Below are 11,444 nucleotides of genomic sequence, written 5' to 3' on the forward strand. Positions count from 1 at the left end.
CTCTTTCGTGCTGTTGGACGGTTCGGGCTACTGGAGGCTATTGGAGGTTGAGGGTCTGCAGGATGTTGCTCAAGGCACCCTTGACGTCACTGGACTCGATTCGAACCAGCTCGGTCTCGTCGATTTCATCCAGTGCCATGCCGTAGCTCTCGGTCAGGCGGAACGCGCGTTCCTCCTCGGCTGCCTCGATCACGTTGCGGACGAACCGACCGTTGCCGGCGAGGTCTATGTTCTGGCGCATCTTGCCGTCCGCGTCTGCAGATCGGCCCGAGCACAGTTCGGCGCACACCGTCACCAACTCGTCGTACGCCCCCGAGGACAGCTCGGAATCCCGCGAACTGGCGATCAGACGCCCGATGTCACCCAGTTCGTTCGGGGTGTAGGACGGGAAGCGAATCCGCTTGGTGAAGCGGGACGACAGCCCCTCATTGGCGCCCAGGAAGCGGTCGATCTCATTGTCGTATCCGGCGATGATGACGACCAGGCGGTCGCGGTCGTTCTCCATGCGGGCCAGGAGGGTGTCCACCGCTTCCTTGCCGAAGGCGTCGCCGCCGGACAGACCGGTCTGGATCAGGGTGTACGCCTCGTCGATGAACAGCACCCCGCCCATGGCGGAGTCGATCAGTTCGGTCGTCTTGATCGCCGTGCTGCCGAGGTGCTGGCCGACGAAGTCTTGACGCTTGGCTTCGACGACCTTGAGCGTCTCCAATAGGCCCAAACCGCAATAGGTCTGGGCAACGACCCGGGCTATGGTCGTCTTGCCGGTGCCGGGAGGGCCGGTGAAGGCCAGGTGCAGACTGCTCGACGCCGTGTTGAGGCCCTTGTCCCGACGCAACTTGGCCAACGCGACACCCGACCGCAGCTTGGCCACCTGCAATTTGACGTCGGTGAGACCGATCTGGCGGTCGAGCTCCTCCTGTGCGGCCCGCAGATGCTGGTTGCTGCGTTCGGCGTGCTCCTCGGCGTCGACGTCTGCACCCGTTGGAGCACTCGCGGGATCCCACTTGTCCCGGCGGGAATCGATGGACTCCTTGGTGGTGATCACCAGCCGAAACTTGGGGTCCTGCAGGGCGGCGTAGTTGGCCGCGAAATCAGGCTCCTCGCTGTAGATCCGCTCAAAGATCTGGCGTGCGTCGGGTTCGTTGCCCATCTCGCGCAGGGTGAGCCCCTTGCAGAACTCCGCAGCGCGCCGCGCCGCGGGGATGGGGCCACCGATCGCCTGATCCAGTCGGCGGATGCCTTCGCCGAACAGCCCCATCTGGGCGCAGGCCGAACCCACCATGAGGTGGCACCCGGCCGCGATGTACTCGTCGGCGTAGGACGCCGAGTCGGCGAGCGCGGTCAGCACGTCAGGCCAGCGTTGGGTCGTGAAGTGCAGGACGCCGCGCACGTACGCCTGAATCTGGTCGGTCGACGGGTCCGCGGCCGAGCCGCCGGCGTTGGCCAGCCCGTCGAGGATCTGTTCGGCTGCTCCGTAGTCCCTGCCCTGAATGAGGCTGGCCGCGTAGGCGACACGAATCTCGGATAGGGAGCTGAGCGGGTAGTCGAGGTAGAGCCCGGTTTCGAAGCGCCCCGTCAGTGAGCGCGGGGCCAGGCCCAGCCGGCGCTGCTCGCGACCGAGGTTCGGCGCGGTGACGTTCAGGTGATGAAGCACCTCGGCGGTGCTCTCGCCGGTGGCTGCCCGGCCGAGCCAGGCATCGCACATGCCTGGGTCGTACTGCGTGGCCCGCTGGAACGCCGACGCCGCGTACTGCAGGTCCCGCTCGATCTCGAGGCCGTCGATCGGGATGCCCAGGGACAGCACCCCGGCGTCGAAAACCTGTTGCGCGTCACGGCTGTCACTGCTCATCGGGCACCACTCATCGGGGTCCACATCTCCTTCGTGCCGGTCCACCACGTCGCGGCGTCGCCGTCACGATCTGAAACGAGGGAATGGTCGCGAACGTTCATTGCGGGTGCGGTGGCGGCTCTGATCGCGGCTCCAGCATCGCGAGTGAACGGATCTGATTCATCGTCCGTTCTAACCCGTAGAGCATTCTGCCGTTGCTAGTTCGCGTGGCATTCCCGAGAGGAAGTCAGATGGCGTTTTCAGTGGTTCCCCCAGGGCTCGAGGCGTTTTCGGCCGCCAATGCCGCTGCCGCACAGGCTGTGGCCGCGGCGGGATCGGCAGACCACGCCGCGAACATGGGCTCGGCCGCGGCGGCATTGGGTCCGATCGGCGCCGAGTTCCTCGCGGCTTACGGGCCGGCTCAGGCGAACAACTATGCCGCGACACTGGCGGTTGCCCAACTGCACGCTGCGATCGGGGTGGCGACGGAGGCAGCGAAAACCTCCTTCATCGCCACCGACAACGGCTGAGCGGGGGCTCGGTGGCATCGACGACGCCGCACTACTCACCGGGGGTCAGCGCCGAGACGCTGCGCCCGGTGTCGGCGGAGCCGAACTCGGAGTCATCCGGCGCCCTCGACGCGGCACATGCAAACCTGGACGGCTACCTGAACGAGCCGGTCCGCGACATCCTGTCCCGGCTCGGGCTGGCTTCGAACGGAGCGCCGGCCAACCCGGCCAACCCGGCCAACCCGGCTAATCCCGCACCGTCGCATCAGTCGCAGCCACCCCAATCCCCCGGTGGCGATGCGCCCGGCGACGGTGGGGCTGGCGGATTCGATCCATCGCAGATGATTCAACCGGTCACCGACGCACTCGGCAGCCTTGGCTCGGGTCAAATGGGCCAACCCGACCCGACGCAGTCGTTCGACGGGATCAACCAGGCGCTGGAGACCGCGGGAAGCCAAGTGCAGGAGGCGCTCGCGGTCCTGGGAGACGATTGGCAGGGTGACGCCAGTACGGCGGCACAGACCACCACCCAAGCCGCGCTGTCGGATGGAAGCAGGGTGGCCGACCAGGCTGCGACGCTCCGTTCGAGCCTCGCTACGGCGACCGCTGCGGTGCAGGACGCACAGGCGCGTCTCATCGAGATCATCAACGTGTTTTGGGCCAAGATCGCCGCCATCGGGCCGAACATTATCTTCCCCTGGGGAATTGCCGCGGCCATCGCGGCCGCGACGGAGGCGGTCACCTCGACCGGCGAGGTCATGGCGCAGACCCAGGGCACCCTGGCAGGCGAAGCTGCCACGGTGACGACTGCCGGTGCTGCCGTGGACGTCACCGCCACCCCCGCTCTCGGAACGGGAGTGCAGGCGTTGAATCCGTTGATGCAACTGGCATCTTCGGTCGCGTCTCCGGTGGTGCAGGCGATCGGTTCTGTATCGGGCGCGAGCGCCCCGACGGGCGCGACGACGGCCCCGGCCCCGGCCCGGGCTGCGGATGCGGCAGGCAGCGGCGGTGGTGGTGGAGGCGCGTCGGGTGGTGGTGCCGGCGCTCTTGGCAGCGGACTGTCGGCCGCGGCCACTGCGCCGGCCGCACGCCCGCTTGGTGCCGCGCTTCCCGCCGCCGAGACCACCACTCCGGTTCAGGCCACGTCGGCGAGGTCCGGCGTCGCAGCTGCGGGGGCCGGCGCGCCAATGGGGGGCGGGGCCCCGATGGGCCACCAGGGCAAGGCCGGGATCGCCGGCGGCCACAGCGCGGCCGACTTCCTGCACACCTCGGACCAGGGCGGCGAGATCGTCGGTGATCTCGGCAGAGTCGCACCACCGGTAATCGGTGAGAAGGACCCACTGGACAGTCCCGATGTCGGACTGCGGATTAGATAGGAGTCGAAACTCATGGTGGACAACGAGATTCTGCGGATGCGGCCGACGGAGGTCGCCGAGGCATCGGCCCAGTTGGACGCGCTGGCCAGCCGCGTGGAGCAGTTGATGCACACCGAGACCCCCAACCTGTCGGTGCAGGCGGGCGCGCGTGACGAGGTATCGCAGCGGGTTGCGAACACCCTCAACGGCGTTCACGACGCGTTCGGCGCGTCCGTGGAACGGGGTGCCACCGAGATGCGCGAGACGGCCGCCACTCTGCGTTCTCAGGCCGACGACGTCACGAACCTCGACGAAGGCTTCGCAGTCTGACCGTCGGCGTCGATCACCCGATCGTGCACCGCAGCAATCGTCACTCACCGGCAGCTCCAGAGAGGAGGTCAGGACATGGGATTCACGAACGTCGCGTGGGAATCGCGCAGCACCGAGCAGCTCGCCCGAGACCTGACCGAGGGGCCCGGCCCCACTCCCGCCGGTCAAGCCGGAGCTGGCTGGGTGCGTGTCGCCAACGAGTTGGCTGCCGTGGCTGAGGATTACCAGAGGCTCGCCGACCAGCTGACCGGCGCGTTCGAGAGCGGTTCGGCCGAAGCGGTGGTCCGCCGGATCCAGGACTTCGGGAATTGGCTGCGGGCAATGAGTCTCAGCGCAGCAGGAAATGGGCAACGGGCCGAAGAGGCCGCCGTCGCCCACAGCGTCGCCATCCTGGCCATGCCGACGGTATCGGAAGCCGTCGAGGCGCAGACCGCCCGCGACGTGATGGCGTCGTTGGCTGCCTACAACGGAGCCATCCTCAATGGGCGGTTCGCAGAGTTCGACGAGGCGGCGGACGCCGACCAGACCAACGCAGCTGCGGTGATGCAGCAATACGAGGACTCGTGTTCCGGCTTCGCCGAGCCGTGGGACCAGCCGCCCCCACCCGACGTCAGCAACGGATCGGCGCGAGCCGCAGAGCGCGAGACGCAGGCGGCCAGCGGAGACGGAGCGGGTCACGGCGGAGGTGGCGTTGGGGCTGGCGGTGCCGCCGTCCCCCCCGCCCCGCTCGGGGCGTTCAGAGTCACCGCGGTCAAGTCCAGCGGCGAGGCGAGGCATGCGTCTGCCGGCGCAGCGGTCAGCAGTACCTCGGCCGGTGCCGGAACCGGTATGGGCGGCATGGGTGGTTACGGTCCGATGGCGGCCGGCATGGGCCGCAGCGTCGACTCGCGCGAGCACGAGTCGGCGCTCGGCACCGAAACTCTGGCAGGCGGCGGTGAACCCGAGGCAGGCCTGGCCGACGGCGGCACGAACTGGCTGCCCGCGACGGCCAAGAGCGACGCACCTCTGCTCGTGTCGAACGTGAGCTGGGGCCCGACCAGTTCAGCCTTCGACGGTTTGGTCCTCCCGTCCGAACCGGAGGCGCCCACGTACGCAGATCCGCCGGAAGCGACGCTGGAACAGGTGTCGGATCACTGGGTCACGCCCGCAGTCATCGGTCGTGGAACGGAGACGGACGCGTGACTGGAACGCTGACCCAGGAATGGTCTTTCACGGCAGACGAACTCGCGGCGCTGACGTTGCGGACGTCCGGGCCCGGGTCGCCCACGGTTCTGGGATTGCGGCCTCGTCACGCCACGGTGGACGTCCGGGATGCCGCGTTGAGCCACGCGGCGCACACCCTCACTCAACGGGGCGTCATCGTCGACGGTGTGGTCGATCCGGAGATTGTCACGACGCTTCACGCGTTGCAACGGCCCGACCGCGAACTCGTCATGCGATTGGTGACTCCGGCCGGAATTGCGCGCTCCAGCGTCGCCCGGCGGGGTCCGTTGTGCGTCATGGCCCGGCGCGTCGGCGACCAGCTCGACGTCAGGATCCTGGGTGTCAACATCGCGCTATCCGACGCTGCGGCAACGCTCCTCGGCGACATGCCGTCCGCCGATCCGGCCGCGATCGATCCGGTCGGAGCGCCTCTGCCGGACATGACCGAGGCGCTGTCTGAAAGCCATGACCCCGTCGTCCTCGCGGATCGAATCCGAGCGCTGGGAGTCCAGCAACGTGCCGCTGCGCTGTTGGGGGCGGCGCTGGGATCGAGGCAGGCGTTCGCCGAGATCGTCTACAGCGCTCTGGTCGACGGCGAAGACCTGATCGCACGAGTGCCTGCAGCCGTCGCGGTCCTGTTCACCGCACGCGGCCGCATCATCGCCGTCCCCAGTATCTCGCCATCCGGACAACTGTGGTCGACCCTCAAGCCGGGGTCTGACCAGGTCTTCGGTCAGGCCATGAGCCAGCTCGTCGAACTCTCTACCGAGAGATGGGAGGGCGGGTAGCAGGACCCACGTGAGAAACACCGCTGTACAGGCAATTTCAAGATTCACCAGGAAGGCAACAATCCGCACATGAGCGTTTCACTCACCCCGGCCGAGGCCGAGGCAAAGATCCAGCAGATTCAAGAGGCTCGCGGGCAGGCCGTGCAGAAGCTGAACCAGATCAGCGACGCGCAGGAGCAGATGCTGTCGGCGAACTGGCAGGGTGGCAGCGCCTCGACCTACCAGCAGACCTCGCAGGCGCAGCGCGAGGAGTTCGACGAGATCATCAGGTCGCTCGACGTGACCGTCGAGAAGGGCTCGGAGCACCTCCGGGCGGTCGCCAACATGGACAACGGCTAAGGAACAGGGAGAACAGACATGGCTGAGAACATTCTCTACAACTTCGGCGCGAACGCCGGGTCGCTCACCGACATCAACGGAATGTTGAACAACATTCAGGAAGTGCGCCAAGACATCAGCTCGATCTTCACGACGCTGATGAGCGTCTACGAGGGCGAGGGCGCCGCCGCACTCAGCGCCGCGCACCAGAAGATCGACGGCATGCTGGACGAAGCGGTGAACACCACCGTCAACACCCAGAAGCAGGCTCAGGATCAGCAGGACGCAATGCAGTCCCTCGACCGGGCCAACGCCGCGTCGTTCTGATCGGATCCGCGGGGTCGGGAACACGCCAACGTGTTCCCGACCCCGCGAGACCGGCCCGCTGTGCCGACTAGGAGACACGAAGATCGATGGCAGAAAACCTCGACAAGATCACCAAAATCAAGAACGCCGCAACCAACGGGCCCGCTGACCTCAAGATATCGACGGAGGTCAAGGACGCGTACATCACGGCGATCACCGACTTCCGCACCGTCCTCCAGGACCAGCTCACAAAGCTCAACGCTCTCCCCGCGTACGGCCCTACTGGCGGATTTCACTCCGCTTACGAAGCCAAGAAGAACTTGGAAAACGGGCTCGACGAGTTCAAGCAGTACATCGGCGATTACACCGCATACCTCGACAAACTCGTCGAGACGGTCAACGAGGCCGCGAAACGACTGATCGCGACCGGATAGCTACACCCAACCTCAGTTCCCATCTGCAGCGCGCGCCGCCAAGGAGTCTGGATGATTTCCGTCGAATCCAATCGTTGTACGAGTTCACGAGTCGACCGTTGCCGTGCGGCGGGGTCGGTCGACGCGGTGTCGACGGTTGTGGAGGACTGATAAAACATGTCTGCCTACGACTTCGACGATTACAAGAAGGACCACGTCGACGGCAAGATCAAGGACAATAATGGCAAGCCGCGCGAAGGCGGGGGCAATAACCGACCCGACAAGACGCTGGGTGAATTGGGTGCGAACGGAGCGCGTGTAGACGCTGCGCCAGTCAATCTGGAGAACTTCGACGGGATGGACTATGAGTACATCCACACCCAAATGCTCGATGTGTCAGAGAACATGGCACCCGGTTACCAAGACACATTGCACGCGATTCACCAGAACATTCAGACTGGCCTGACCAACATCAAAGACGCGATATCGAAGTTGGACCAGGAGGGTGGTTGGCAGGGTGATACGCATCGCGCGGCCATGGCCGACCTGAAGTTATCTTATGCCGAGCCGGACGAAGCGAGCAAGGCGGCCTTCGCCTTCGGCACGTTGAGCGAGTATCTCTCGCAGGTGATGTCGACCAACAAGCACAACATCGTCGACCAGTGGTCGACCTACCAAGATTGCCTGTCTAGTTACCCCAGTGATGAAGAAGAGGTTCGGCGATACTTCAACACGTTCGCCCAAGACGTGATGAAGAATTATTATTCGCCGGAAATCCAAGACATCGCCAAGAATCAGCCCGCAGTGGATTTCAAGTCCGATGCCACTGGCGGTAACGGCGACAACGGCGGCGACGGCAACAACAACGACGGCAACGGCGGCGGCGGCAACAACAACGGCAACAACAACGGCAACAACGACGGCAACAACGACGGCAACAACGACGGCAACAACAACGGCAACAACGACGGCAACAACAACGGCTACAACAACGGCAACAACGACGGCGACGGCAACAACAACGGCTACAACAACAACGGCTACAACAACGGCGGCGGCAACAACGGCTACAACAACGGCGGCGGCAACAACGACGGCTACAACAACGACGGCGGCAACAACAACGGCAACGGCGGCAACGGCGACGGCAACGGCGGCAACGGCGACGGCAACGGCGGCAACAACGGCGGCGGCGGCGGCAACCACGCGTCGCCTCCACCTTTCTCGCCGCCCAATTTGAGCGCCAATGATCCCAGCAGCGGCTCAACCGGGGGTGGGTCGCCAGGTGGGGGGTCCCCCGGCGATGACAGCACATCGAAGCAATCGTTCAACCCGCCGGCCACGCCGGATCTGAAGAGCCCGGCCCTGCCTTCGGACCCCGGTGACGGATCCGGGGCGGGATCCGGAAGTGGGTCCCCCTCGGGCACCGGTACGCCCAGCGGCACTCCCCCGACCATGCCGAGTCTCGGGGCGAACAGCCCACAACTGCCCGACCTCGGCGGGACCGACGATCCGTCGAAGAGTGGTGCCTCCGGCACGGGCGCCAAGTTCGACCCGTCGAAGCTGCTTACCGATCCGAAGTCCATTGAAGCTGCGAACAAGCTACTCGACGATCCGAAGACGGCAGATGCGGCAAAGAAGATCTTCGGCGACCCCAAGCTCGCCGACGCGGCGAAGACCCTCTTCGGTGACGGGGCCAAGGGTCTGCTGGGTGATCCCAAGGCCCTCGACGCCGCCAAGACGTTGTTCGGCGATCCAGAGGCGGCCGATGCGGCCAAGACACTGTTCGGTGATCCAGACACGGCCAAGGCCGCGCAGAAGCTGCTGGACGATCCGCACCTCCCCGATATCAGCAAGGCGCTCAAGGACTCTGGAGCACTTCAGGCCACCGGCATGCCCGGCTTGGACTCGACCGACGGGGCTGGGGCCAAGGACCTGAATCGGAGCCTGCTCGGGCAGTCCGCTCTCGGCAACGGGGGCGGAATCCCAGGCTTGGCCGCAGGCACGGCCGGCAGCCCGTCCGACGGCGCCAGCAGCCTGATCGGCGGAATCATGGACGGGGTCAATCAGATCGTGCAAACCGCTCAGCAGGGGGCAGCTGGACAACCGCCCGGGTTCGGCGGAGGCCCCGGATTCGACGGGGCTCCCGGTGGACCGGCAGACCATCCCGGCGGCGGCGCGGGGCACGGCGGCGGGGCAGGTGGGGGCGCTGCTGGCGGCGGAGCTGCCGGGCCCGGCAAGATGCACCTGCCCACCGCAGGGGCACCGGTAGCGGCCGCGAACTTCAACCCGGTCGCGCACGCCAACGCGCTCCACCCGGGTGTCGACGCAGCGCAGGCCGGACCCAGCGGCGGCGGCGGTTCGCCGTCGGGCGGTGGTCACGGCGGTGGCGGCAAGGGCGGCGAAGCCAAGGATCACAAGGGCAACAAGGCACTTCGTGGCAGCCACAACGGTCAGGACCTGATTGGTCAGCCCGATGCCGTGGTGTCCGTCATCGGTGATGACGGTTCGGATGCTGGGTCCAATTGGAGCGTGGATTCATGACGCGCCGCGCCGAGAGTCTTCGGCAAGCTGCCCCGGCCGGCTCTCTTAGGCGGCCATGATGGCGACGACAGGAGATCGTGCTGCGGCGAGTCTCGCGGGGAACAACGACGTCGCAGGCTCGCGAAAGGTCATCGGCGCACTCGACCTGCTGGATCTGCAGCTCATCAACGAGCGCTACGGCAGAGACCCTCTGCCCTACCCGTTCTTACTCACCAGACCTACCCGCTTTCAATACGCCGACGAGGTAGCGCGATATGCGGCCCAGTTGCCCGAACGAATTCGGACCGGCGACCTAAGTCAGTTCTCGAGGTGCCTGGACGCGTTGATCAATGCCGACATCACGGTGACTGGACACGTCCAATACATCCCGGCCGACACGCCTCCCATCAGATTGTTGGCCTGTCTCGCAGGACAAGCCGGCTATCTGCTGGAACAACGAACCGACTCGGACGCGATCGACGTGTCCGCCGTGTCTCCGTTCGATCTGGGGGCGACCGTAGCGAATGCCATGGCCTTGGTTGAACCGGGGCGTCATCCCACGGTGTTGAACGGTGAATACACACCCCCTCGACCCGCGGTCGTCGAGGAGGACACCGTCGTGGTCCGCCACGAGGTACGAACTGCGCGTGGTGTGACGGTGTCGGCAGAACAGGTATCGGCGTACGCGAAGATACAGAGCAACTGGCGCCCCGCCCCGGAGTGGGGCATCGACAAGAACAAAGATCATCTGATCTGGGTGCGCGTGATCGACGACGGCGATTATCTGGGTGCGCCCGACCGAAGCCGCGGAATCCCCATCACCACAGCTGCATTGGCCGAACGAATCGACGGGTTGATTGCCAGCGACAGAGAGGCGCTGCGGGAGTCACGCGGCGACACGTGACGGAGGAGTGCCCTTGATCGATTGTCGACCGACCCTGCCACCCGCCCATCGATGGTGCGAACGCATGCGGGCGCAGACGCGTTCATTCAATAGAGGGTCCGGCTAGCAGCTTGATGCCAACTGCGTTTGGCCAGACGGAAGGACGAGCGTGAGCAACGATTCGATACGAAACGAATTCGGTCAGGTGCTGGCCCTGGTACAGGAGCAGATGCGCGACCTGGCCACCATCGAGGAGCAGCGATCGACGATGGTGGCGCGGGCCACGGCGGCCGACGGCACCGTCGAGGTGACCGTGAACGCGCAACGCACGGTGGTCAAGACCGTCGTGGACGAGTCCTATCTGGAAGACCACGAGATCGCCGAACTGGGCGGGCATATCACCAGCGCAGCGCAGGCGGCGGTCCGCCAGGTGGACAAGCGGTCCCAGGAATTGCTCGCTCCGATGAACGAGCGGCGAAAGGCGGTGTCGGAGATCTCGGGCAACGTCATCGGTCTGCCCGGCTTCCGTGAAGCGCTCGCCGAGGTGACTGCGATGGGTGATGCGATGCAAGCCCAGCCGAAGCCGACCGAGAACGACGGCGACGTCGATTCGTCGTTCCCGACGATCAGGAGCTAGACCATGCCGGAATTCGGTGTTCAACCCAACGAGCTGCGTTCCACATCGAAGGACCTGGCTGACGTGAGTACCAGGATGAAGGGTGTGATGTCGCGGTTGTCGGCCAATCTCGCCGCCGAAGGGTCCCCGTGGGGTGACGACGACAGCGGCCGCAAGTTCCGCCACGGGGACAACGACAACGGGTACGACGCGCAGCGGGAGTGGGTGGATGGGTCAGTCGATGCCAAGGCCCAGTTGCTCGATGAGTACTCCGAAGGCCTGCGTACCGGAGCCAACACGCTTGAGCAGACGGATGACGTCTAGCTGCGCCGAGTTCTCGGCGCAGTCACGAATCAGCTGCGCCTGAGTCGT

At 65.6% G+C, this 11,444-nt stretch carries 13 protein-coding genes; 12 read left to right on the top strand and 1 reads right to left on the bottom strand.

The window, feature by feature from the left end; genetic code table 11:
- Positions 1-37: 37 nt before the first annotated feature.
- Entirely contained in the window at positions 38-1,849 is a 1,812-nt protein-coding gene (eccA, locus tag I7X18_RS07620; protein ID WP_193047694.1) for a type VII secretion AAA-ATPase EccA, read from the bottom strand.
- Between the two features lie 230 nt (positions 1,850-2,079).
- Between eccA and I7X18_RS07625 the strand changes: the two genes are divergently transcribed.
- The 12 genes from I7X18_RS07625 to I7X18_RS07680 all read left to right on the top strand — a co-directional run bounded on the left by I7X18_RS07625 (position 2,080) and on the right by I7X18_RS07680 (position 11,396).
- On the top strand, positions 2,080-2,358 hold the full coding sequence (locus tag I7X18_RS07625) for a hypothetical protein (protein WP_193047693.1): 279 nt from the start codon (positions 2,080-2,082) through the stop codon (positions 2,356-2,358).
- 11 nt (positions 2,359-2,369) lie between these two features.
- Positions 2,370-3,713, top strand: coding sequence for a hypothetical protein (locus tag I7X18_RS07630; protein WP_193047692.1), 1,344 nt, complete (start codon positions 2,370-2,372; stop codon positions 3,711-3,713).
- Between the two features lie 12 nt (positions 3,714-3,725).
- On the top strand, positions 3,726-4,022 hold the full coding sequence (locus tag I7X18_RS07635) for a PE domain-containing protein (RefSeq protein WP_226864226.1): 297 nt from the start codon (positions 3,726-3,728) through the stop codon (positions 4,020-4,022).
- 75 nt (positions 4,023-4,097) lie between these two features.
- A complete protein-coding gene (locus I7X18_RS07640; protein ID WP_193047691.1) occupies positions 4,098-5,204 on the top strand; it encodes a PPE domain-containing protein in 1,107 nt (368 codons plus the stop codon).
- Positions 5,201-6,013 carry an ESX secretion-associated protein EspG gene (locus tag I7X18_RS07645; RefSeq protein WP_193047690.1) on the top strand — a complete coding sequence of 271 codons (813 nt, stop codon included), beginning with the start codon at positions 5,201-5,203 and terminating at the stop codon, positions 6,011-6,013. Before I7X18_RS07640 ends, I7X18_RS07645 begins: the two co-directional genes overlap by 4 nt.
- Positions 6,014-6,082: 69 nt before the next feature.
- Positions 6,083-6,352 (top strand): WXG100 family type VII secretion target, encoded by a 270-nt coding sequence (locus I7X18_RS07650; protein ID WP_193047689.1) that lies wholly within the window; start codon positions 6,083-6,085, stop codon positions 6,350-6,352.
- An 18-nt stretch (positions 6,353-6,370) separates the two neighbouring features.
- Positions 6,371-6,658 carry a hypothetical protein gene (locus I7X18_RS07655; protein WP_193047688.1) on the top strand — a complete coding sequence of 96 codons (288 nt, stop codon included), beginning with the start codon at positions 6,371-6,373 and terminating at the stop codon, positions 6,656-6,658.
- Between the two features lie 86 nt (positions 6,659-6,744).
- Positions 6,745-7,071: a hypothetical protein gene (locus I7X18_RS07660; RefSeq protein ID WP_193047687.1), complete on the top strand. Its 327-nt coding sequence runs from the start codon at positions 6,745-6,747 to the stop codon at positions 7,069-7,071.
- Positions 7,072-7,227: 156 nt separating this feature from the next.
- Positions 7,228-9,594: a hypothetical protein gene (locus tag I7X18_RS07665; RefSeq protein WP_193047686.1), complete on the top strand. Its 2,367-nt coding sequence runs from the start codon at positions 7,228-7,230 to the stop codon at positions 9,592-9,594.
- Positions 9,595-9,652: 58 nt separating this feature from the next.
- A complete protein-coding gene (locus I7X18_RS07670; protein ID WP_193047685.1) occupies positions 9,653-10,477 on the top strand; it encodes an ESX secretion-associated protein EspG in 825 nt (274 codons plus the stop codon).
- A gap of 148 nt (positions 10,478-10,625) precedes the next feature.
- Entirely contained in the window at positions 10,626-11,093 is a 468-nt protein-coding gene (locus I7X18_RS07675; RefSeq protein ID WP_193047684.1) for a YbaB/EbfC family nucleoid-associated protein, read from the top strand.
- Between the two features lie 63 nt (positions 11,094-11,156).
- Positions 11,157-11,396 (top strand): hypothetical protein, encoded by a 240-nt coding sequence (locus I7X18_RS07680; protein ID WP_226864225.1) that lies wholly within the window; start codon positions 11,157-11,159, stop codon positions 11,394-11,396.
- Positions 11,397-11,444: the final 48 nt, after the last annotated feature.

Origin of the sequence: Mycolicibacterium baixiangningiae (assembly GCF_016313185.1) — a bacterium.
Lineage (GTDB): Bacteria > Actinomycetota > Actinomycetes > Mycobacteriales > Mycobacteriaceae > Mycobacterium > Mycobacterium baixiangningiae.

Coding starts and splice junctions, on each gene's coding strand:
- eccA (WP_193047694.1), bottom strand. CDS start 1,849: ATGAGCAGTGACAGCCGTGACGCGCAACAGGTTTTCGACGCCGGGGTG.
- I7X18_RS07625 (WP_193047693.1), top strand. CDS start 2,080: ATGGCGTTTTCAGTGGTTCCCCCAGGGCTCGAGGCGTTTTCGGCCGCC.
- I7X18_RS07635 (WP_226864226.1), top strand. CDS start 3,726: ATGGTGGACAACGAGATTCTGCGGATGCGGCCGACGGAGGTCGCCGAG.
- I7X18_RS07640 (WP_193047691.1), top strand. CDS start 4,098: ATGGGATTCACGAACGTCGCGTGGGAATCGCGCAGCACCGAGCAGCTC.
- I7X18_RS07650 (WP_193047689.1), top strand. CDS start 6,083: ATGAGCGTTTCACTCACCCCGGCCGAGGCCGAGGCAAAGATCCAGCAG.
- I7X18_RS07655 (WP_193047688.1), top strand. CDS start 6,371: ATGGCTGAGAACATTCTCTACAACTTCGGCGCGAACGCCGGGTCGCTC.
- I7X18_RS07660 (WP_193047687.1), top strand. CDS start 6,745: ATGGCAGAAAACCTCGACAAGATCACCAAAATCAAGAACGCCGCAACC.
- I7X18_RS07665 (WP_193047686.1), top strand. CDS start 7,228: ATGTCTGCCTACGACTTCGACGATTACAAGAAGGACCACGTCGACGGC.
- I7X18_RS07670 (WP_193047685.1), top strand. CDS start 9,653: ATGGCGACGACAGGAGATCGTGCTGCGGCGAGTCTCGCGGGGAACAAC.